This is a genomic window from Methylobacterium sp. 22177, assembly GCF_052045615.1.
Lineage (GTDB): Bacteria > Pseudomonadota > Alphaproteobacteria > Rhizobiales > Beijerinckiaceae > Methylobacterium > Methylobacterium radiotolerans.
In genome coordinates, this window is record NZ_JBQEPK010000039.1 from 24,258 (window position 1) to 45,986 (window position 21,729).

The 21,729-nt window shown below is 72.0% G+C and carries 19 protein-coding genes and 2 tRNA genes; 9 read left to right on the forward strand and 12 right to left on the reverse strand.

Annotated features, from left to right (window positions below; all coding sequences use genetic code 11):
* Positions 1-4 precede the first annotated feature (4 nt).
* From ACTJK8_RS25620 to ACTJK8_RS25640, 5 genes are all read right to left on the reverse strand, one after another.
* Positions 5-2,047, reverse strand: a complete 2,043-nt coding sequence (locus ACTJK8_RS25620) for an NADH:flavin oxidoreductase (protein WP_070999566.1) — start codon at positions 2,045-2,047, stop codon at positions 5-7.
* 62 nt (positions 2,048-2,109) lie between these two features.
* Positions 2,110-3,249 (reverse strand): 2Fe-2S iron-sulfur cluster-binding protein, encoded by a 1,140-nt coding sequence (locus tag ACTJK8_RS25625; RefSeq protein WP_440762731.1) that lies wholly within the window; start codon positions 3,247-3,249, stop codon positions 2,110-2,112.
* A gap of 2 nt (positions 3,250-3,251) precedes the next feature.
* Complete coding sequence (locus ACTJK8_RS25630) at positions 3,252-4,511, reverse strand: aromatic ring-hydroxylating oxygenase subunit alpha (protein ID WP_024829786.1); 1,260 nt, start codon at positions 4,509-4,511, stop codon at positions 3,252-3,254.
* A gap of 130 nt (positions 4,512-4,641) precedes the next feature.
* The gene (locus ACTJK8_RS25635; protein ID WP_440762732.1) at positions 4,642-6,507 is read right to left on the reverse strand and encodes a glycoside hydrolase family 15 protein; all 1,866 of its coding nucleotides are present in this window, start codon (positions 6,505-6,507) and stop codon (positions 4,642-4,644) included.
* A gap of 116 nt (positions 6,508-6,623) precedes the next feature.
* Positions 6,624-7,868: an acyl-CoA dehydrogenase family protein gene (locus ACTJK8_RS25640; RefSeq protein WP_043073768.1), complete on the reverse strand. Its 1,245-nt coding sequence runs from the start codon at positions 7,866-7,868 to the stop codon at positions 6,624-6,626.
* Between the two features lie 124 nt (positions 7,869-7,992).
* Here ACTJK8_RS25640 and ACTJK8_RS25645 point away from each other — a divergent pair, with 124 nt between their 5' ends.
* Together ACTJK8_RS25645 and ACTJK8_RS25650 are read left to right on the forward strand one after the other, a co-directional pair.
* Positions 7,993-8,748 (forward strand): response regulator, encoded by a 756-nt coding sequence (locus tag ACTJK8_RS25645; protein ID WP_012319441.1) that lies wholly within the window; start codon positions 7,993-7,995, stop codon positions 8,746-8,748.
* Positions 8,745-10,154, forward strand: coding sequence for an ATP-binding protein (locus ACTJK8_RS25650; RefSeq protein WP_024829790.1), 1,410 nt, complete (start codon positions 8,745-8,747; stop codon positions 10,152-10,154). The genes ACTJK8_RS25645 and ACTJK8_RS25650 overlap by 4 nt, the downstream gene beginning before the upstream one ends.
* Before the next feature lie 25 nt (positions 10,155-10,179).
* On the opposite strand, the gene ACTJK8_RS25655 is transcribed toward ACTJK8_RS25650, so the two are convergent.
* The gene (locus ACTJK8_RS25655; protein ID WP_012319439.1) at positions 10,180-12,336 is read right to left on the reverse strand and encodes a methyl-accepting chemotaxis protein; all 2,157 of its coding nucleotides are present in this window, start codon (positions 12,334-12,336) and stop codon (positions 10,180-10,182) included.
* 406 nt (positions 12,337-12,742) lie between these two features.
* Between ACTJK8_RS25655 and rocF the strand changes: the two genes are divergently transcribed.
* The 3 genes from rocF (at position 12,743) to ACTJK8_RS25670 (ending at position 14,768) form a co-directional block, all read left to right on the forward strand.
* Positions 12,743-13,711 carry an arginase gene (gene rocF, locus ACTJK8_RS25660; RefSeq protein WP_029358865.1) on the forward strand — a complete coding sequence of 323 codons (969 nt, stop codon included), beginning with the start codon at positions 12,743-12,745 and terminating at the stop codon, positions 13,709-13,711.
* On the forward strand, positions 13,711-14,577 hold the full coding sequence (locus ACTJK8_RS25665) for an urease accessory protein UreD (protein ID WP_440762733.1): 867 nt from the start codon (positions 13,711-13,713) through the stop codon (positions 14,575-14,577). The genes rocF and ACTJK8_RS25665 overlap by 1 nt, the downstream gene beginning before the upstream one ends.
* Before the next feature lie 117 nt (positions 14,578-14,694).
* Positions 14,695-14,768 (forward strand) — tRNA-Cys (locus ACTJK8_RS25670).
* Between the two features lie 49 nt (positions 14,769-14,817).
* Here the strand turns inward: ACTJK8_RS25670 and ACTJK8_RS25675 are convergent.
* Positions 14,818-16,497: a methyl-accepting chemotaxis protein gene (locus ACTJK8_RS25675; protein ID WP_012319436.1), complete on the reverse strand. Its 1,680-nt coding sequence runs from the start codon at positions 16,495-16,497 to the stop codon at positions 14,818-14,820.
* 319 nt (positions 16,498-16,816) lie between these two features.
* Positions 16,817-17,071, reverse strand: a complete 255-nt coding sequence (locus tag ACTJK8_RS25680; protein WP_244633280.1) for a hypothetical protein — start codon at positions 17,069-17,071, stop codon at positions 16,817-16,819.
* Between the two features lie 274 nt (positions 17,072-17,345).
* Here ACTJK8_RS25680 and ACTJK8_RS25685 point away from each other — a divergent pair.
* The 3 genes from ACTJK8_RS25685 (at position 17,346) to ACTJK8_RS25695 (ending at position 18,394) form a co-directional block, all read left to right on the forward strand.
* Positions 17,346-17,421, forward strand: a tRNA-Asn gene (locus ACTJK8_RS25685).
* 353 nt (positions 17,422-17,774) lie between these two features.
* Complete coding sequence (locus tag ACTJK8_RS25690) at positions 17,775-18,011, forward strand: hypothetical protein (protein ID WP_058607020.1); 237 nt, start codon at positions 17,775-17,777, stop codon at positions 18,009-18,011.
* A 140-nt stretch (positions 18,012-18,151) separates the two neighbouring features.
* Positions 18,152-18,394, forward strand: a complete 243-nt coding sequence (locus tag ACTJK8_RS25695; protein WP_058607021.1) for a hypothetical protein — start codon at positions 18,152-18,154, stop codon at positions 18,392-18,394.
* A 128-nt stretch (positions 18,395-18,522) separates the two neighbouring features.
* Here ACTJK8_RS25695 and ACTJK8_RS25700 read toward each other — a convergent pair whose 3' ends face one another.
* From ACTJK8_RS25700 to ACTJK8_RS25715, 4 genes are all read right to left on the reverse strand, one after another.
* The gene (locus tag ACTJK8_RS25700) at positions 18,523-19,170 is read right to left on the reverse strand and encodes a BA14K family protein (protein ID WP_440762734.1); all 648 of its coding nucleotides are present in this window, start codon (positions 19,168-19,170) and stop codon (positions 18,523-18,525) included.
* 324 nt (positions 19,171-19,494) lie between these two features.
* On the reverse strand, positions 19,495-19,689 hold the full coding sequence (locus tag ACTJK8_RS25705) for a hypothetical protein (protein WP_012319431.1): 195 nt from the start codon (positions 19,687-19,689) through the stop codon (positions 19,495-19,497).
* A gap of 159 nt (positions 19,690-19,848) precedes the next feature.
* A complete protein-coding gene (locus tag ACTJK8_RS25710) occupies positions 19,849-20,166 on the reverse strand; it encodes a hypothetical protein (protein ID WP_012319430.1) in 318 nt (105 codons plus the stop codon).
* Between the two features lie 71 nt (positions 20,167-20,237).
* Complete coding sequence (locus tag ACTJK8_RS25715; RefSeq protein ID WP_012319429.1) at positions 20,238-20,420, reverse strand: hypothetical protein; 183 nt, start codon at positions 20,418-20,420, stop codon at positions 20,238-20,240.
* Positions 20,421-20,860: 440 nt separating this feature from the next.
* Between ACTJK8_RS25715 and ACTJK8_RS25720 the strand changes: the two genes are divergently transcribed.
* Positions 20,861-21,721, forward strand: a complete 861-nt coding sequence (locus tag ACTJK8_RS25720; RefSeq protein WP_012319428.1) for a glucose 1-dehydrogenase — start codon at positions 20,861-20,863, stop codon at positions 21,719-21,721.
* The last annotated feature ends 8 nt before the right edge of the window (positions 21,722-21,729 follow it).

The window sequence follows — 21,729 nt, forward strand, 5'->3', positions numbered from 1 at the left end:
CAGCTCAGATGTCCTTGCACAGCCGCAGGGCGTCGTAGAGCGCCGCGTGGATGTTGCGGCCGGCCACGGCGTCGCCGATCCGGTGGAGGGTGTAGCCGCCGGACAGGTCGAAGGGCTGCGGCTCGCCGCGGAGCAGGGCGCCCTGGTCGGTCCGGCCGCGATTCACCGAGCCGGCCTTCAGGCCGTGATAGAGCCCGTCCACCGGGAGGGTGCCGTGATCCACCACGATGCGGTCGACGAGGCGCTCCTCCTCGGCGTCGGTCATGGTGTTGCGCAGGGCCGCCACGAAGCGGTTGCCCTCGGGGTAGATCTCGATCAGCTCCATGTTCGGCGTCATCACCACGCCGAGCCTGTAGAGTTCGCGCAGGTGGATCGGCTGGTTGGTGGTGCCGACCTCCTCGGCCACCATCCGGTCGTGGGTGGCGATCTCCACGAGGCAGCCGCGCTTGGCCAGGAGTTCGGCGACCGAGGCGGCGTTGTGCTGGCCCATCTCGTCGTAGAGCAGGACCGAGCCGGTCGGCTCGACCGCGCCGGAGAGCACCTCGGCCGTGGTCACGGCGTGCGCCTCGGCCCCCTTGGCGTGGCCGCGGGACGGGCTGCCGCCGGTGGCGACGATCACCACGTCGGGCTTCTCGGCGCGGACCGCCTCTTCGGTGGCGGCCGTGTTCAGGCGCAGGTCGACGCCGAGCTTGGTGACCTGGGCGACGAGCCACCGGGTGATGCCCGACATCGCCTCGCGCCAGCCGGCCTTCGCCGCCAGGGTGATCTGTCCGCCGGGCTGGGCGCCCTTCTCGAACAGCACGACCGCGTGGCCGCGCTCGGCGCAGACGCGGGCCGCCTCGAGCCCGGCCGGCCCGGCGCCGACGACCACGACGCGGCGGCGGACCTCCGCCTTTCGGATCTCGTGGGGCATCGTGGCCTCGCGGCCGGTGGCGGCGTTCTGGATGCACAGGGCGTCGCCGCCGACGTAGATGCGGTCGATGCAGTAGCCCGCGCCGACGCACTGGCGGATGTCGTCGGCCCGGCCCTCGGACAGCTTGCGCACCAAGTGCGGGTCGGCGATGTGCGCCCGGGTCATCGCCACCATGTCGACGTGGCCCTCAGCCACTGCCCGGGCCGCGGTCGCGAGGTCGGTGACGCGCTGGGCGTGGAAGACCGGCACGTCGACCTCGCGCTTGATCGCGCTCGGCAGGAACAGGAACGGCGCCACCGGGAAGGACATGTTGGGCAGGGAGATCGCGTGGGCGATGTGGTCCCGCGCCTGCCCGCCCAGGATGTTGAGGAAGTCCACGAGGCCGCGCCTGGCATATTCCGAGGCGATCGCGAGGCAATCCTCCTGCGAGAGACCGTCGGCGATCATCTCGTCGCCGGACATGCGGATGCCGATGACGTAGGCGTCGCCGACCTCGGCGCGCATCGCCTCCAGGACCTCGATGCCGAAGCGCATCCGGTTCTCCAGGCTGCCGCCGTACCGGTCGGTGCGCCGGTTGACCGCGGGCGACCAGAACTGGTCGATCAGGTGGCCGTGGGCCGCCGAGACCTCGCAGCCGTCGAGTCCGCCCTCGCGGCAGCGGCGCGCGGCCGCGGCGAAGCTCCGCACCACGCGGGCGATGTCCTCCGCCTCCATCTCCTTCGGGATCGTGCGGGAGGCGGGTTCCCGGCGCGGCGAGGGCGCGAGCGTCGGCAGCCAGTGCTCGGTGTCCCACTTGGTGCGGCGGCCCATATGGGTGAGCTGGATCATCAGCTTGCCGCCGTGGGCGTGGACCCGGTCGGCGAACTGCCGGAAGAACGGGATCACCGCGTCGTCGGCGACCGAGATCTGGTTCCAGGGGGCGGCCGGGCTGTCAGGGGCGACCGACGAGGAGCCGCCGAACATGGTCAGCCCGATCCCGCCCCTGGCCTTCTCGGCGTGGTAGAGCTGGTAGCGCTCCTGGGGCTTGCCGTCGCGGCCGTAGCCCGGCGCGTGACTGGTGGACATCACCCGGTTGCGGATCGTCAGCCCCTTGATGGTCAGGGGTTTCAGCAGCGCGTCGGCGTTGGCGATCACGGGAGCACTCCCGAAGGCGAGGGGGTGTGCGATGCGGGGAGGGGCCGGGCGCGGCCCGGGCCTCACCGCTCGATGACGAGGTCGCTCGTCGGCCTGGAGCAGCACAGCAGGGCCATGCCGGCATCGATCTCGCGCTGGCGGATGCCGCCCGCGTGGGTCATCGCCACGGTGCCGGAGGTCACCTTCGACTTGCAGGTGCCGCACAGGCCCTTGGCGCAGGAGGAGGGCAGGCGGATCCCGGCCTTGCGGGCCGCGTCCAGCACCGTCGTGTCCTCCGGGCAGTCGAGCACCCGGCGGGTCTTGGCGAACTCCACCCGGAAGCTGCGCACGCCCGCGGCCGGCGCGTCGTCGAGGGCCTGCTCCGCCTCGCGGGCGGCGTCCTGCTCGGCCTCCGGCAGGGCGCCGAAGTCGAAGCTCTCCGCGTGGTACCGGGCCATGTCGAAGCCGGCCTCGGCCAGCATCGCCCGCACCGCGTCCATGTAGGGTTTCGGGCCGCAGACGAAGACCGTGCGCTCGAGGAAGTCGGGCACCGTCTCGCGCAGGAGCGCCGGGGTCAGCCGGCCCCGCGGGCCCGTCCAGGCCTCGCCCGGGGCGTCGGCCTCGCAGATCGCGTGGACGCTGAGCGCCGGGTCGCGGCGGGCCATCAGGGCGAGCTCGTCCCGGAAGACGATGTCGGCCGGGCTGCGCGCCGAGTGCACGAAGGCCAGGTCGCGGCCCGCCCCGAGGTCGTGGAAGGTGCGCGCCATCGCCATCATGGGCGTGACGCCGCTGCCGCCCGACAGGAGCAGGTACTTCGCCCCGGGATGGGTGAAGCACGAGAAGTCGCCCATCGGACCGAGCGCCCGAACGCTGTCGCCAGGCGCCAGATGGTCGTGCAGCCAGTTCGAGACCGGCCCGCCGGCCACGCGCTTGACGGTGATCGCCAGGGTGTGGGGCCGGGTCGGGGCCGAGGAGATCGTGTAGCAGCGGTGGAGCGTCTCCCCGCCGATCTCGAAGGCGAAGGTGAGGAACTGGCCCGGCCGGTAGCGGAACGTCCGCGGCTCGCGGGCGGCGAGCACGAAGGTCTTCACGTCGTGCGTCTCGGCCCGCACCGCGACGCAGGTGAGGACGTCGTCCGTCTCGGCATCCCAGAGCGCGCTGGCCGCGAGCGACGCGGCGGCCGGCTCTGCCGATCCGGGACTTCTGGCGGAGGCCGGGGCCACGATCAGCGCCCCAGATGCGCGGCCATGCGGCCGACGTACCAGGTGCAGAACTTCTCCACGAGCATCTCGGTGTGGGGCGAGTACGGGCCGGGCTCGTAGGCCGGGCTGCGCACGCCCTGCTGGCAGATGCCGACGAGCTCGCTGTCCTGGTCGTTGGTGGCCTCCCAGACGCCGGTCAGGTTGGCGAGATCGTAGTCGACGCCCTCGACCGCGTCCTTGTGGACGAGCCACTTGGTGCGCAGGAGCGAGCGCTCGGCGTCGAGTGGGAGCACCGAGAAGGTGACGATGTGGTCGCCGAGGAAGTGGTGCCAGGAATTGGGCTGGGTCCAGACCGAGAGGCCGCCGAGCTTGGCGTTGGTCAGGCTGCCGAGGAGCTTCCGGCAGGCGGCCTTGGTGTCGATCGTGTGGGATTCACCCTCGCCGTCGAGCGGCAGCCGCTCCGTGCGGAAGCCCGTGATCATGGTGTCGAGCTCGTCGATCTCCTTCGACGGCAGCCCCTCCGCCTCCCACTCGCCGTGGCGCGTCCGGAGCAGGCTGCCGTAGCGCTCGGCCTGGGCGCGGTCGTGCTCGTCCATCTCCTCGGGCGCGAAGCCGAAGCCGTAGGCGAAGAGCGGCACGGTCAGCTCGGGATGGTTCGCGCCGCAATGGTAGCACTCGCGGTTGTTCTCCATCGTGAGCTTCCAGTTGCCCGGCTCGACGATGTCCTTCTGGAAGGCGACCTTGGTGTCGCGGATGTTGTGGGGCGCGATGTAGGGGCCGAGCCGGGCCGCCATGGCGTCGAAATCGGCGGGCGGGTCGTCGGAGAGGCAGACGAAGAGCAGGCCTTCCAGCGAGCGGATGTGGACGGGCTTCAGCCCGTGGCAGCCGCGCCTGAAATCCGGCCCCATGTGGTCGGCGTGGATGAGGGCGCCGGTGAGGTCGTAGGTCCAGGAATGGTAGCGGCAGACGAGGTTGCCGACGGTCGACTTCTCCTCGTGGACGAGCCGGGCGCCGCGGTGGCGGCAGACGTTGTGGAAGGCCCGGACCGCGCCGTCGTCGTCGCGGACGATCGCCACCGAAGTCGTGCCGATGTCGACGACCATGACGTCGCCGGCCTCCGGCACGTCGGGCTCGACGCCGACGTAGATCCAGTGGCGGCCGAAGATCACCGCCATGTCGGCGTCGAAGATTTCGGGGCTCAGGTAGAACTCGGCCGGCAGGCTGTAGCCGCGACGGCGCTCCCGCAGGAGACGCTGCAGAGGGGTCGGCGTCACGTCGAGCATGGGACCTCCGGAGCCATTCAGGCCCCGAAACTATCGCCGCCGGACCGACCGCCCGCTGCCACGCCAGCGACACTCGCTTGGTCAACCGCGACGTGGCGCGGACCGGCCTGCGCCGGGAGCTGGAGCGGCGCTACTCGGCGGCCGACCGGGCCGCGCTCTCCGGCCTTTCGTCCGCGCCGAAGCGCGCGATGCTGTCCTCCAGACGCAGCGCGGCGTTGATCAGGGCCATGTGGGAGAAGCCCTGCGGCGTGTTCCCGCGCTGCGCGCCGCTGGCCGGGTCGATCTCCTCCGCGAGCAGCCCGACATCGTTGCACCGGGAGATCAGCCGCTCGAAAGCCGCCTTGGCCTCGCCGGTCCGCCCGTCGAGGGCGAGGCAGCCGACCCGCCAGAAGGCGCAGGCCGTGAACGTGCCCTCGTCGCCCTCCAGCCCGTCCTCCATGCGGTAGCGGTAGATCAGGTCGCCGACGCCCAGCTCGTGCTCGATCGCCGCCAGGGTCGCGCGCATCCGCGGCTCCCGCGGGTCGAGGGCCCCGAACAGGGCCACGCGCAGGACCGCGGCGTCGAGGTGATGCGAGTCGTAGGCGCCGACATAGGCCTGCTTCTCGGCGCTCCAGCCCTTCTCCAGATATTCCGACCGGATCTCCGCGGCGACCAGCTCCCACTCGGCGATCTTCGCCTCCGGCACGCCCGCGATGTTGCGGGCGATCCGGGCCGCGTCCCGCAGCGCGACCCAGATCATCGCCTTGGTGTGGACCTGCTGGCGCGGCCCGGTGCGCAGCTCCCAGATGCCGTGATCCGCGTCGTGGCGGTGGCGGATGGCCCGGGCGGTGAGGTTGTCCAGCACCTCCGGCAGCCGGTCGTTGACCTTCTCCGGCGGGTCGTAATCCACCGCCTCGAGGAAGATGCACAGCGCCCGCAGCAGCTCGCCGTAGATGTCGTGCTGGTCCTGGTGCTCGGCGAGGTTGCCGATCACCACCGGCCCCACGCCGTTCCAGCCGGCGAGGTGGCTCAGCTCCTCCTCCGGCGGCATGTCGCCGGCGATGCCGTACATCAGCCGCGTCTCCCGTCCGAACGTGCCGTCGCGCTCGCGCAGGAAGCGCAGGAACTCGGACGCTTCCCTGACGTAGCCCAGCATCACGAAGGCGGTGACCGTGAAGGAGGCGTCCCGCATCCACGTGAAGCGGTAATCGTAGTTGCGGTTGCCCGGGACCGCCTCGGGCAGGCCGGCGGTGGCCGCCGCCACGATGCCGCCCGAGGGCGAGTAGGTCAGCAGCTTCAGGCACAGGGCGGACCGCATCACCGCGTCCCGGTAGGCGCCGCGATAGGTGCTGCGGGCGCTCCAGCGGCGCCAGTAATCGGCGGTCGTCTCCAGGCGCCGCCGGGCGCCGGCGAAGTCCTCGATGCAGGCCTCGTCCTGATCCTCGCCGTGCGTCAGGACCAGGTAGGCGGTCTCGCCCTCCGCGAGGTCGAACCGGATCTCGGCCGCGTCGCCCGCGAGGGTCGGGCACGCCTGCGCGTTGACGCGCACGCGCCAGTCCCCGGCCTCGAACAGGACCGAACCGCCCTCGACCAGCGGCGTGCAGGGGCGGCGGGCGTAGTCGAAGGTCGGCCGCACCCGGAACACGCCCGAGACCCGGCCCTGCTCGCAGGTCAGCAGCCGGATCAGGCGGCTCTCGCTCTCGCCGTCCGGTCCCTCGTCGGGTTCCGGACTCGGCGGGTTGACCGGCATCAGGTCGACGAGGCGCGCCCGGCCGGTCTCGGTGGTGAAGGTCGTCTCCAGGATGTTGGTGTCGGGCAGGTAGCGGCGCGCGCTCCCGGCCGGTCCGTCGAAGGCGACGGTGCAGGCACCGCCCCTCACGTCGTCGAGGAGCTTCACGAACAGCGCCGGCGAGTCGTGACGCGGCCAGCACAGCCAGTCGATCGAGCCGTCGCGGGCGATCAGCGCGCAGGAATGTGTGTCGCCGATGAGGGCGTAATCGCTGATGGGCTTCGACACGGAGCTTCCGGATGGCGGCACCCGGTCCGCCGGGCAGGACAGAGTCGTGAGGTAGCCGGGCGACGCCGGGCGGGGAGTCCCGCTCGACGATTCGCCGCACGGGCGCGCGCGGGCGATCAGGCCCCGGGCCGCGGCAGCATCCGGTCGCTGATGATCCGCCGCTGGATCTCGCTCGTGCCCTCGAAGATCGTCGTCAGCCGCGCGTCGCGCCAGTAGCGCTCGACCCGCCGCTCGGTGGTGTAGCCGTTGCCGCCGTGGAGCTGCATCGCCTGGTTGGTGACCCGCACCGCCATCTCGGTGGCCAGAAGCTTCACCATCGCCGACTCGCTCTCGGCGGGCTCCCCCTGGTCGAGAAGGTGGGCGACCTGGTGCCAGAAGGCCCGCGCCTGCGCGACGTCGGCGGCCATGTCGGCCAGCGCGAAGCGCAGCGCCTGGAAGTCGCCGATCGGGTGGCCGAACTGGACCCGCTCCTGGAGGTAGCTCTGGCAATCCTCGACCGCCGCGCGGGCGACGCCGACGGCCCGGGCCGCCGTGTGGACCCGGGCGATGTTGAGGCCGCGCTGGACGGCGGCGAACCCGCCGGAATCCGCGTCCGCCCCCTGGTCGCCGTAGAGCCCGGTGAGCCGGTCGCTCTCGGGCACGCACACGTCCTCCAGCCTCAGCTCGAAGGTCTGGAAGCCGTGATACCCGATCTTGTCGATCACCCGGCCGGTCACCCCGGGCGGGAAGCTGTCGCGCTCCTTGAGGACCAGGAACGGCTCCAGGCCGGCGGAGCGCGGTTCCCCCGGCTCCGGGTCGCGGGTCCGGGCCAGGACCTCGATGAAGTCGGCCCCCTTGGCGAAGCCCGCCCAGCGCTTGGTGCCGGTCAATCGCCACCGGTCGCCGTCGCGCACCGCCCGGGTCTGCACGCCGGCGAGGTCGGAGCCGGCATCGGGTTCCGACAGGGAGATCGAGCCGATCCACTGCCCCCGCGCCGAGCGCCGGAGCAGCTCCGCCCGGCGATCCGGGTCGAGGGTCTGGGTGCCGAGGCCCTGGCCGCGGGCCAGGATGCTGCCCACGGACAGCCAGGCCCGGGCCAGTTCCTCCGAGACCAGGCAGTACTCGAACACGCCGAGGCCGAGGCCGCCGTGCTCCGCCGGGATCGTGATGCCGAACCAGCCTTTCTCGGCCATGGCGTCGATGAGCGCGCGCGGCATCTCGGCCTTGTGGCGGTCGAGCTCGTCGGCGAGCGGCAGCACCGTGTCGCGGGCGAAGGCGCGGGCCTCGGCCTGCAGCGCCGCCCGAGCCTCGGTCCGCCAGGGCGAGGCGAGTTCCGGCGGCCGCGGCGCGATCAGGTCCTTCCGATCCTCGGTTCCGGTCATCGTTCCCCCCTGCGATGTGACGCCGTTCGGCAACTCAGTTCAGGTCCGTGCGGGAAACACGCGCTTACAAAATGGTTCCGTGCCCCACCTTCGAATAATCGGCGGATGGCGTCATAATAGCCTGATGATGCAGGCCGACCCGCAGACCGACTCCTTTGCGATGAGCGCACCCGCAACACCCCACATCCTCGTCGTCGAGGACGATCGGGAGATCTCGGCGCTGATCGCGCGCTACCTGCGCGGCAACGATTGCCGCGTCACGCTGGCCGGGGACGGCACCGACATGGACCGGGTCCTGGCGGAGGCGCGCATCGACCTCATCGTGCTCGACCTGATGCTTCCCGGCGAGGACGGTCTGAGCCTGTGCAAGCGCCTGCGCGGCACCTCGCAGATCCCGATCCTGATCCTGACCGCGAAGTCCGAGGACGTGGACCGGATCCTCGGCCTCGAACTCGGCGCCGACGACTACCTCGCCAAGCCGTTCAACCCGCGGGAACTGCTCGCCCGGATCCGCGCGATCCTGCGCCGGGTCGCCGCCGAGGCGCCGGACGCGGACGAGCGGCGGCGGCTGCACTTCTCCGGCTGGACCCTCGACGTCTCCCTGCGACAGGTGCTCTCCCCCGAGGGCGCCCGCATCTCGATCACCGGGGCGGAGTTCGACCTGCTCCACGCCCTGTGTCTCCGGCCGGGGCGGGTGCTGTCGCGGGACCAGCTCCTCGACCTCACCCAGGGCCGGGCCGCGGGCCCGTTCGAGCGGAGCATCGACGTGCTGATCTCGCGGATCCGCCAGAAGATCGAGCGCGACACCCGCAACCCCGAGTTCATCCGCACGATCCGGTCCGGCGGCTACCTGTTCACGCCCGAGGTCACGCGGTCATGAGCGGCCTGGGGCGGCTCCGCGCGCGGCTGCGCCCGAAGACCATCGCGGGCCAGATCGCGCTGCTCGTGGTCGCCGGCATCGCGGTCGCCCACGTGGTCGCCACCGCGGCCTTCCTGATCCTGCACGAGTCGCAGAATCCCGACACGCTGCCGGGCGTGGCCGCGAGCCGCCTCGGGGTCCTGGTGAGGCTCATGGACGCCGCTGACCCGGCGGCGCGACCGGCCCTCCTGGCGAGCGGTCGCAGCCTGCCGCTGATCCACGTGGAGCCCTGGGACGGGACGGTGCCGTCGGGGGCGACGTCGCCGCCCGACCTGCCGGTGATCCGGAAGCTGCGCAACGGCGCCGGTCGGCCCGTGACGATCACCGACCTCTCGGCGGCCGATCCCGAGCGCGGCCGGTCGGACGCGCGTCTCCATATCGGCGTCGTCACGCCGACGGGGGCGCGGCTCCAGGCGACGCTGCCGAACGATCCCCTCCGGGGTCCCCGCCAGGGGGCGCTGATCTTCACCGTGGTCTTCCTGGCGCTGACGCTGGCGCTGCTCTGCGTCTGGGCCACCCGCGCCCTCACGGCGCCGCTGAAGCGGCTCGCGGGCGCCGCCGAGGCGTTCGGCGCCCGCGACGACCACGTGGCGCTGCCGGAGGCGGGCCCGCGCGAGGTCCTCGCCGTGTCCCGGGCGCTGGACCGGATGCGGTCGCGCGTCCGCCGCCTGATCGACGATCGGACCCAGATGCTGGCAGCGATCAGCCACGACCTGCGCACGCCGATCACCCGGCTCCGCCTGCGCGCCGAGTTCATCGAGGACGAGAATGCCCGGGCCTCGACCCTGCGCGACCTCGACCAGATGAACGGCCTCGTCGAGGCGGCGCTCTCCTTCGTGCGCGACGGCCAGATCCGGGACGCGAACAGCCACAGCCTCGTGGATCTCGCCTCGGTGGTGCAGACGGTCTGCGACGACTTCTCGGATTTCGGCGCCCCGGTCAGCGTCAGCCGCAGCCGGCACGTCCTGGTCCAGGGCCGGCCCGAGGAGCTCCAGCGGGCGGTGACCAACCTCGTGGACAACGCCGTGAAGTACGGCGGGCGGGCCGACGTGCAGATGGAGGCCTCCGAGCGCGGTGTCCGGGTCTGCATCCTGGATAACGGCCCGGGGATCCCCGAGGCGGAGCGCGAGGCGATGCTCCAGCCCTTCGTGCGCGGCGACCGGGCGCGCAATCTCAACGAGGCGAGCGGCTTCGGCCTCGGCCTCTCGATCGTGCAGGCCATCGTCGAGGCCCATAACGGGCGCCTGCGGCTGGAGAACCGCCCCGAGGGCGGGCTCTGCGCGGCGATCGAGCTGCCCCTGGCCGCCCAGGCCTTCGCGGGTCGCGCGGCGCAGAAGCCCGCGCCGCTCCCGGCCGAGGCGGCCTGAGGCCGCCCCGGGGGTCGCGTCCGGCCTACGCCGCCCGCACGTTGCGGAGGAACTGCGCCACCTCGGCGCGGAGCTGCTCCGAGCGCGTGGCCAGGGCGTCGGACGCCAGCGCGACCGAGTCCGCGGCCTCGCCGGCATCGCCGGCGACCCGGGCAACCTCGGCGATCTCCAGGGTCATCGTGCCGGTGCCGGCCGAAGCCTGCCCCATGCTGCGGACGATGTCCTGCGTGGTGACGCCCTGCTGGTCCACCGCGGCGGCGATGCTGGTCGACACCTGGTTCATCGCCTCGATCTGGGCCGTGATGCCCTGGATCGCCCCGGCCGCGTCGCCCGTGACATTCTGGATCGAGGCGACCTGACGGCTGATCTCCTCGGTGGCGCGGGTGGTCTGGGCGGCGAGTTCCTTGACCTCGGCGGCGACCACCGCGAAGCCGCGACCGGCCTCGCCGGCGCGGGCGGCCTCGATCGTGGCGTTGAGTGCCAGCAGGTTCGTCTGCCCGGCGATCGTCGAGACCATGCCGACCACGTCGCCGATGCGCGTCGCCGCCGCGGCGAGGTCGGTCATGGTCTGCTCGGCCCGGCGGGCCTCGCCGACCGCGGTGGCGGACATCCCGGCCGCCTGCTCGACCTGACGGCCGATCTCCTGGACGGTGGCGCCGAGCTCCTCGGCCGCGGCCGCCACGGTGTTGACGTTGTCGGAGGTCTGCTGCGCCGCCCCGGCGACGCTGGTCGAGCGCTCGGAGGTGCTGGAGACCGCGGCCCGCATGGTGTCCGAGGCCCCCTGAAGCTCCGTGACGGCGCCGGTCAGGCCCTCGACGATGCCGCCGACCGAGTGCTCGAAGCCGTCGGCCAGCTGCTTGAGCATGGCGCGCCGGCTCTGCTCCTCGCGCAGGCGCGCGGCCTCCGTGGTCTGGAGCTGCTGGGCGGCCTCCTCCAGCGACATGTCGCGGATCGTGACCACGGCCCGGGCGATGTCACCGATCTCGTCCCGCCGCTTGCTGCCCGGCACGTCGGTGAGGGCCTGGCGATCGGCGAGGGCCTTGAGCGCGCGGGTGAGGGCGCCGAGCGGCGCCACGATCGAGCGGGCGAGCAGGAGGCCGAGCAGGGCGGTTCCGGCCAGGACGAACAGGCCGGTCAGGATCAGCGTGCGCGACAGGGCCTGGACCGCGTCGATCGCCTCGGCCTGGGTCTGCTCCGCCACCACCGTCCAGGGCGCGCCCAGGACGGTCACCGCGGAGGCGGCCGCCATGTGGGCGCCGTTCTCCGCCGCGAAGTCGACGGGACCGCCGGCCTTGATCCGGTCGGCGGCCAGGCCGATCCCGGCGAGGCCCGCGCCGGCGTGCACGGCGGGGTTCAACGGCGGGTTGCTGCGCAGGAGGCCGTCCGCGCCGACCGCCAGGATCTGACCCGTGTCGCCGAGGCCCGTCCGCTTCGACAGCGTCTGGTCGAACAGGGTCGGCGTGACCCGCATGACGATGAAGCCGATCCGCTCGGCGGCCTGCGCCGTGCCCATGGCGACGTTGGCCCGCTTGGTCATGGCGCGGCCGATGAACGCGGCCGGGACCCCGTCCACCGGGTAGGCGGCGAAATCCTCGTAGAGGACCGCGCCCGGGTCGGCGGACTTCAGGCGCTCGACGAGGCGCGCGAGCGCCGTCCCCGCCAAGCCGTCGTCCGTGACCGACTTGCCGAAATCGGCGCCCTTCGTCGTGGTGTAGTCGATCCGGCCGTTGTCGTCGAGGAACAGCAGGTCGGCGTAGCCCGGCTGCGCGACGAGCTTGCGCGCCACTTCCTGGACCTTGACGTGCCGGCGGGCATACATCGACGACATGCCGCTGCCGTCGAGGGCGACTCGCGCCTCGGCGGTCTGCGGCGCGCGGAAGGCCTCGATGACGCTCGCGGTGTCGGGCTTCGCCGGATCGAGGTTCTCGAGCAGGTCGGGGAAGTTCGAGACGATCTGCGGGTGCGCCGCCACCGCCAGGAAGTCGGCCTGCGCCCGGTCCGCCACCAGCTCGATCGCGTCCCGGCGCGCCGCCGCGGCGAGCTCGAGGCGCTCGTGGGCCGCGGTCATCAGGCCCGCCCGCGCCGAGTACCAGCTGAAACCGCCCATGGCGGTGGCGCTCAGGAGCGCGAGGCCGACGGTTGTCGCGGGAAGGCGCGTGCTCAGCCGCGATAGCGTGATCATGATGCCCCTGAATTTTTGAGAAATTGCTTGAGGCTTACCAATCGCCCAATCCTTATAAAAATCTCGTAAACACCAATACGCCGCTCGAAACTTCAGCAGACTCGAAACATACAACTTACGAGACAATCCTAGCGCCACAAACCCAAGTTATGAGTGGTCAATCGTCCGTCCCGGCAAGGTTCTGCCGGTCGGATCGTCGCCGGAACCTTGCGCGTGGCGCGGAGGCCCGGCATCCGGCGCGCCCCTGGAGCGCGCATCGTCTCGCGACCCAGATCCCGGCCCGGGCGCTCCGTCACGGATCTTGCTGGCCGATCCGGTCTCGCGGTCACCGTCATCGGACGGTTATGAGTCCGGATGGTAGAGCGGCCGCGGAGCACCGGTGCTCCGGGACGGCGATGGAGGTGTGATGAGCGGCGAAGCCCAGCCGGACGCGGCGCGCAGCATCGCGCTGATCGGAGCGCCGATCGAGGTCGGCACCAGCGAGCCCGGCGCCCTCATGGGACCGGCGGCCCTGCGCACGGCCGGTCTCGTCCGGGCGCTCGCCGAACTCGGCCACGCGATCGCGGATCGCGGCGACGTGGTCCCGGACGGGCCCGCCGGGACGCGCGGGCTCGAGGGTGTCGCCGCCTGGACGCGGGCCGTGTCCAGGGCCGTGGGGGACGCCCTCGACGCGGGGGCGCTCCCGCTGACCGCCGGCGGCGATCACAGCCTGTCCCTGGGCTCCGTCGACGGGGTGATGCGGCACTGCGCGCGGCGCGGCCAGCCCGTCTTCGTGCTCTGGCTCGACGCCCACGCCGACTTCAACACGCCGGCGACCTCCCCCTCCGGCAACGTCCACGGCATGCCGCTCGCCGCCCTGTGCGGGGAGCCGGGATTCCCGTCCCTGTTCGCCGAGCCGGCACCGGCGCCCCTGCCGCCCGCCCATGTCCACCTGTTCGGCCTCCGGTCGATCGACGCCGGCGAGCGCGCCCTCGTGACGGCGCGCCGGGTCGGCGTCACCGACATGCGCACGATCGACGAGTTCGGAGTCGTGGCGCCCCTGCGGCGGGTGCTCGACCGCGTCGCCGCGCAGGGGGCGCATCTCCATGTCAGCCTCGACATCGACTTCCTCGATCCGTCGATCGCCCCGGCCGTGGGCACCACCGTTCCGGGCGGCGCGACCTTCCGGGAGGCGCACCTGATCATGGAGATGCTCCACGATTCCGGGCTGGTCCGCTCCCTCGACGTGGTGGAACTCAACCCCTTCCTGGACGAGCGCGGCCGCAGCGCCCGGGTCTTGGTCGAGCTGGTGGCGAGCCTGTTCGGCCGGCGCATCCTCGACCGGCCGACCGGGCCGATCGAGGCCGTGGCCCCAGAGCCGGCCGGACGCGCCTGATGCACGGCCCCCTCGCTCCCGCCCCCTCGCCCGAGAGGCTCGGGGCCGCGCCCGCGCGCCAGCGCTCCGACGGGCGCGTCCGGCTGCGCGTCGGGCCGGCCCGTCCGGGCGGCGGGACGCGCATCCTGGATCTCGCGGAAGCCGGGCCGTTGCGTCTGCGCTTCCCGCGGGGGACCGGCGCGCTGGAGGCGGTCCTCGTCAACACGGCGGGCGGCGTGGCCTGCGGCGACAGCTTCGCCATCGACCTCGCCCTGGAACCGGGGGCCGACCTGGTGCTGACCACCACGGCGGCCGAGAAGATCTACCGCTCGGACGGCCCCGTGAGCCGCATCGCCAACACCCTGACCCTCGGGGAGGGGGCCGGCCTCGCCTGGCTGCCGCAGGAGACGATCCTGTTCGATCGGGCCCGGGTGCGGCGGCGCTTCGAGGCCGACCTCGCCGACGGCGCCGCGCTGATCGCCGCGGAGGTCGTCGCGTTCGGCCGCGCCGCCCGGGGCGAGCGGATCGTCGACGGTCTGTTCGCGGATTCCTGGCGGATCCGCCGAGGTGGGCGGCTCGCCTACGCCGACAGCGTCCTGCTGGAGGGGCCGATCAGCGACCACCTCGCCCGCCCGGCCATCGGCGGCGGCGCCCGCGCCTGCGCGACGATCCTCGACGTCTCGCCCGGCGCGGAGGCGCGCCTCGAGGAGGCGCGGGCCCGTCTGGCCGAGGCCGCCTCGCCCGGAACGACGGCGGCGGCGAGCGCCTGGAACGGCCATCTGGCGGTCCGCGCGCTGGGGGACGCGGTCGGACCCCTGCGCGGGCTCGTCGCCCGCTTCCTCGCGGGCTACCGGGCCCTGCCGATGCCCCGGGTCTGGCAGAGCTGACGCGGTCCGCACAATCGGGGCCTCGGAGCCGTTGCCTGCGACCGCCGACCTCTGCTAGAGACGCGCACCCGGAGCTGTCCGCCAAGCTCCGGACGGGACGGCAGCGCCGTTCGGGAAGGCCTCGTGGCGGAGTGGTTACGCAGAGGACTGCAAATCCTTGCACCCCGGTTCGATTCCGGGCGAGGCCTCCATCCTTCCCCGACAGACTGAACCGGCCGCGCCGCGCCGATGCGGCGCCCCTCAGGCGCCGTGGACCTCCACCATGAAGGTCTCGATCGCCCGCTGCAGGCTGTGCGTCCCGGCATTGACCCGGGCGGCACTGCCGCGCACCTGGCCGGCCTGCGCCTCGTTGGACGCGGCCGCGGCCTGAACGCCGGCCACGCTCTCCGAGACATGCCGGGCCTCCGCGGCCGCGCCGGAGATCGCCCGGGCGATCTCCTGGCTGGCGCGGCCCTGCTGGTCGGTGGCGTCGGCCACCTCGGACGCGATCAGGCTCATCCGGGCGATCGTCTCGCCGATCGTGCCGATGGCGCCGACCGTGCGCCCGGCGGCCCCCTGGATCGACCCGACCTGCCCGGTGATGCGGTCCGTGGCGAGCGCCGTCTGGCCGGCCAGCGCCTTCACCTCCGCGGCGACCACCGCGAAGCCCCGCCCGGCAGCCCCCGCGCGGGCCGCCTCGATCGTCGCGTTGAGCGCGAGAAGGTTCGTCTGCTCGGCGACCTCGCGAATCAGCGTGACCACGGCGCCGATCTCCTCGGCCGCCTGCGAGAGACTCATCACCGTCTCCTTGAGCCCCTGCGTGTCGGAGAGTGCGGAGGTGGCGATCGCGCTCGTGTGCCGGACCCGCGCCTCGATCTCCCGCGCCGAGGCCGAGAGTTCCTCGGCGGCGCTGGCGATGCTGTCGACGAGGCCCGCGCTCTGTTCCGACGCTCCGGCCACGACGGCCGCCTCGGCGGCCATCGCGCCCGCATTGCCCGAGAGGGTGTCGGCCGCCGCCTGCATCGCCTCGGCCGAGTCGGCGAGATCGGTGACGGCGCGATGCGTCTCGGCCTCGAAGGCGCGCGTCGCCGCGGCCAGGGCCTCGGCCCGGCTGCGGTCGCGGTCGCGGCGCGCCTGCGCCTCCGCGTCGAGGTCGCGCTTCTCGATCAGCGCCGTGCGGAACGCCGCGATGGCGGCGGCCATCTCGCCGATCTCGTCGCGGCGATGCGTGAACGGGATCGCGCGGTCGAGATCGTTGGCGGCGAGCGCCGTCATGCCGTCCTTGAGCCGATGCAGCGGCCGCCGCACCTGAGTCAGGATGATCCAGATCGCCGCGAGCAGGCCGAGCGCCAGCGCGACGGCCGGCACGACCACCAGGGTGATCCGCGACCGGCGGCGGTCGGCCGCGTCCGCGGCGCGACGGGCGTTCAGGCGGCTCAGCACCTCCCGCCCGAGAATGCCGATCTCGGCCACCATGCGCTCGCGGTTCTTCACGGTCGCCTCGTCGGTCGCCTGGATCAGGGCGGCCTTCGGCGAGACCGTGAGGCCGAGTTCGGCGGTATCGGTCTGGTAGGCGATGAATTCCTTGACGAAGAGGTCGAACCGGCGCCGACGGTCGGCGGGAAGTTGATCCTCCATGGCCTCCAGGAAAGGCCCCCGCACCTGCTCCACCGTGGCGAGGGCGTCGTGGAGCGCCGACAGGCGGGTGCGCGCCTCGGTCGTGTCGTCCGCGGTGTAGAGGGCCGTGGCCTGCACCACCGCGTGCTCGATCGCCTGGCCCAGAGCGCCGGCCTGCAGGCCGGCGTTCCAGATCCGGTCCGTGGCGGCCGCGCGCTCCTGCTCCCAGTTCGATTGGCGAATCGCGAAGGCCGCGATGCCGCTCGCCACAAGGGCGAGCAGCCCGATCACCGCAGAGAGCTTCAGGCCGAGTGAGATACGCATGGCAGGAGGGCCGCTGTGACCGGAGGATCGCGCTGCCGCAGCTATATCCGAGCCAATCTTTTCGGAAAAATGAATATAGCCGGCAAATTCGACCCTTTTACACTGCGCGAACGCGCATAGATGGCCGACAAAATACCGGACTATTCGGACGATATACGGGACCAATACGCAGCGCCGATCCAGATCTCGTGCCGCGCGGGACTGTCAGTGCGGTCTCGCGCGCGCCAACAGTCGGCTCTGGGACGGGCGCGAGGTTGAATTCGCCCGGACCGCACCGGAGCGCCGCGCCCCGAGCGTCGGCGACGCATCCGCTCGGCGATCAGGGCAACCGGATCTCGGCCCGGCCGGGGATGCGCGGCTCCGGCAGCAGAAAGGCGGCGGCGATCTCGCGACGGAGATCGTCGCGCTGCGCCTCGACGAGGTCGGGCAGGATATCGGCCTCGTGCTCGTCCAGGGCCGCGATCAGGCAGGGATGATCGGCGGCCCACTCGAAGGCGACGCGCACCTCGCGCTCGGCGTAGGGGTCCTGCGGGTCGAGGCAGCGATGGGTCAGCATGGGTGTCAGGGTCTTCACACCGGCGCGCCGGCGAGGTGGCTCGCGTAGGAGCGTGTCACGACAGACGGATGACTTCCGTCGCCCGCGAACGAGGCGATCGCAGCCGGACTCGGGCGGGAGCGACGCATGGGGTTGACCCGAATGTTGCCGATCAGTCACAGTCGGGGCCTCGCGAACGCCCCGGGGAGGGCGTCTGCCCCGTGGCGCAGGGCGCCGCGCGTCGGTTTGAACGCGGATCCTGCAACGAGGCCCTTGCGCCCCGCGATCCCGGTGTGTAGAGACCCCCTCGTGATCCCCGATAGCTCAGTTGGTAGAGCAGGCGACTGTTAATCGCCTTGTCGCAGGTTCGAGTCCTGCTCGGGGAGCCATCCACTTACCAACATCTTGATCTGACTCAGTTTTCGGCATCCCGGCCCGCGGCGGGCTCTGAGGCCGGGAACAGCGTTGCCGTTCCGGCATTCGGCAATACGCGCGGCGCGCTGTGCTCGACTGGCGCGAGGCAGAGAGGCCGGCGGCCGGGCCGATTGCGGCGGCCGCAGGACGGCGCCCGTCGAGGCGGCGTCGCGGATCGTTCCTCGCCCGTCGCCGCCGGCTCCGACGCGCGATGGTATCGATGGAGTTCGGGATGCTTCGGGCCCGCTCGAACGTCTCTGTCGGGCAGCCTCGCCGCTCGGAGGCGGCGGCGCGCTGAGCGACGACGACAGCCACGACGGTGATCCCGATGTCGGGCGACATGCTCGGACCCATGGTCCTCGCGGCCGTCTTCACGCTGGGCTGCCTCAGCATCCACGGCGCGCGCAGGCATCCGGACGCCGTGACCATCGGCCTGCTTCTGCTGCTCGGATTGCTGGCGACCCTGTATGTCGGCCAGCACGTCGGATTGGACGCGCGCCACCCCACTTGGCAGCACGAGGTCTTGCACCGTGAGCCAAGCCCGGCGTCGCGTCCGACGATGTGACGGGTGCGGCATCTCCTTGCCAGCGCGTTCGGCCGCACAGACATCGGCGGCGCCGCCGCCCCGCAGCCCCACCCTCAGACGCGTGTGGCCGGGCGCCGGGCGCGACCTAGATCCCGGATCCACCCTGCGAGAGACCGGTCATGGCCTTCACCGATCCGAACGAACCCAGCGCGACGTCGATCAGCGACCAGGAGCTGGTCAACACCCTGATCGAGCGCAAGGAAGCCGGCGAGCCGGTCGACGCCGACATCCTGGCGCTCCTGACCGACATGGAACGGCTGGGGATCACCGGCACGGATGCCTACGCGACCCTCGACGCGTATCGGCCGGGGCCCACGGTCGGGGCGACCGGCGGCGACGACGAGGCCGAGACGATGTCGTAGCGCCGGCGCTACGTCGTGCCGCGTGTCTGATCCGGCCGATCGCGCCGAGGCCACCTCCAGTCCCGCCGACGCCGCAGCGTGACGGGACTGTTCCATGGCCGATTCAGTCGCCTCAGGACGGCCGAGCCTTACCGGCAGCGATGGCGGCGCCCGTCCCGGCCGAGATAGGTCCCGCTCTGCGGGTCGTAGGACCGGAACCGGCGCGCGCAGGCGCGGTCATCGTCGACGGCGCGGTCGGTCTCGGTGTCGGCGTAGCCGTAAGTGACGGGCGCGTAGCCGCCGTAGTACCCGGCGTCGTAGCCGTATCCCGGATAGCCGTAGCCGCCGTACAGACCGCCCACAGCGAGCCCCAGGCCCAAACCGCCGAGGCCATACCCGCGCCGGCCGTAGCCGTAGCCGTAGCCGTAGCCGTAGGGCCTCCCGTAGAAGCCGCGGTTGTAGCCGTCATGGCGATGATGACCGTAGCCGCGATGGGCCCCGAGCCCGTGCCCGAAGCCCGGGTTGGAGAGCCCGCCGCCGACAGAGGGCCGACCGAAATTGTGGTTGCCGAAGCCGTGATTGGCGAAGCCGGCGGCAGCCGCTCCCGACCCGAGCGCGTGATTGCCGAAACCCCGGTTGGCGAAGCCGCCGCCTGTGGGACCGGCTCCGAAGCCGCGATTGCCGAAGCTGTGATTGCTGAAACCACTGCCGCCCGCGACGGCCGCGGCTCCGAAATTGTGGTTGCCGAATCCGTGATTGGCGAAGCTGCCCGCCTGCGCGCTGGCTCCGGTCGGCATCCCGAGAAGGGCGCCGGCAAGGATTGCCGATGCCACCGCTGTGACTGTTGTGGTCATGGTCGCTACTCAGGCTGTGTCGTATCTATCCGAATGAACGTCGCGCAGGAGACGGCCAATCCCGCTTCCTTTTGTCCTGCGACAGTTCAGAGAGGCCGCCACTTCGGCGACCGTCACCTCGTCGCGCGGCGTCGCTGTACCGCGAGCACGCTCAGGTCGGCCGACGGCAAGGCCCCGTGAACCGCATTCGGCTCCGGTGCGGTGTCCGCGGGTGAGCTGGAGGCGGCGCGCACGGTCCCACAATCCCGCGAGGCGGCGCTCCGTCACTCAGCGCCGGCGGGCGCGCAGCGCGTACAGAACCGCGAAGGCGATGATGACGCCGATCAGCAGCAGGGCCGGCATCCCGAGCAGCCCGTTGGATTGCGCCGCCTCGGTTCCCGGCGTCGGATTCACGGCCTGCGCCTGAGCGCGACCGGCGGCCAAACCGAGCAGCGCTGTGGCCAGACCTCTCACTCGCGACATCGCGCCTTTCCGGGATGGGGTGGCCGGCGCCGCAGGTCGAATGCTGCCCGCGCGAACGTCGGACGCGGCGCGCCGGTATGGGCGCGCGGGGGTTCCGCGCGGTGCGGCCTCGGGAGACGCGGATCTCGCGCCGCGCCTCCCCGATCGTGGACTGGGCGCCTACGAGTGCTGCTGACGCTTCAGGCTGCTCTGCGCCCCGGACTCGTCCGTCTTCGGGTTCGCCAGGCCGCTCGTGTTGCCGTCGGCGTCGGCGTCCAGCTCGGCGACCACCTGCCGATTGCCGGCGTGATCCTGGTACTGCTCGGTCTGGACGTTCTTGCTGTCCAGGCCTCGCTCGTCGCTGTGCCGGGACTTGTCGCGGTTGCTGAGCACCATGTTCTCCGGCAGCACGCCTTCGGGCAGCTCCGACATGGCCCCGGTTCCGCTTCCCTTGCCCTGGGCGCCTGGGCCGACCTTGTGCCGACTGGCATTCGCCATGATCATCCTCCGGTGCAGATCAACACTCTCGTCGGGCACGGCGGCTCGCGGCGCCCGCGCGGCTCGGACCGTCAGCGGTCCTGCTGGTAGCCCTGGTTGGTGGTGTTCACCTTGGAATTTCCGGCTTGGCCGACCTTGTCCGGATCCTTGGTCTGGGATCCGGCACGGCCCTGGGTGAGCGGCGCTTCGGTGGCGCTGCCGGGCCCCTTGTCGGACCGGTTGGCCGGCGGAACAGGCGGTGGCTTGGTCGTCATGGTAACCCCGTGTTGGCCGAATACGGGGCCAACCCGACAAGGTCCGCATCGTTCCGGACCAGGCTTTCCCGGTCACGCTTGGTAGCTGATCCGCGAACGCGGCACCGTTCGAGCGAAACTATACATTCATCCGCCCCGATCACGGAGGCGAGCGAGCGCCATGATCGGCGCCATTACTGTGACCGTGCGCGCAACGACCTCGACACTGCGCGGCGGCTCGCGAATCCCGCGAAACAATGCCGGCCGGGTCGGGTTGTCGACACGGGGGACAATTCCTGCCGAGACCCCGGTCCCGGCCACGCTCGACCTCCGCGGCATCCGGCGGCCGGGCGCAGACATGTCCGCGGTCGATCCGGGCGCCGAGGCGCAGCTCCCGTTCGACGCCCCGCCTGGGAATCCCCGCAGCGCGACCACCTCAGCCGCCGCCCAAGGAGCGCCACATGACCGACTTCCCGAAGCCGCCCTTCGACCGGCAGCGCCAGCTCACCCCGCCGGCCCGCGACGCCGACATGGATCCGCGACCGGATTACGGCGAGTCGCACTATCGCGGCTCGGGGCGGCTGTCCGGCCGCAAGGCGATCATCACCGGCGCGGACAGCGGCATCGGCCGGGCGGTGGCGCTCGCCTTCGCCCGCGAGGGGGCGGACGTGCTGGTCAGCTACTACGACGAGCACGACGACGCCCGGGAGACCTGCCGCCTCGTGGAATCGGCGGGCCGCACGGCCGTGGCGGTGCCGGGGGACATCAAGGACCCGAAGCATTGCCGCGCCATCGTCGACAAGGCGGTGGCCGCGTTCGGGCAGGTCGACGTGCTCGTCAACAACGCCGCGCACCAGAAGACCTTCGCGAACCCGGAGGAGATCTCCGACGAGGAGTGGGAGGTCACCTTCGCGACCAACATCCACGCCATGTTCTACCTGGTGAAGGCCGCTCTCCCGCACATGAGGAGCGGCAGCTCGATCATCAACACCACCTCGGTGAACGCCGACGCGCCCAGCCCGCAACTGCTCGCCTACGCCACCACCAAGGGCGCGATCCAGAACTTCACCGGCGGCCTCGCCCAGATGCTGGCGGAGCGCGACATCCGGGTGAACTGCGTGGCCCCGGGGCCGGTCTGGACGCCGCTCATCCCCTCCACCATGCCGGAGGAGAAGGTCCGCTCCTTCGGGTCGCAGGTGCCGATGAAGCGCCCCGGCCAGCCCTGCGAGCTCGCCCCCGTCTACGTCATGCTGGCCGGACCGGAGTCGAGCTACGTCTCCGGCGCCACCGTGGCGGTGACCGGCGGCAAGCCGATCCTCTGACCCATCCC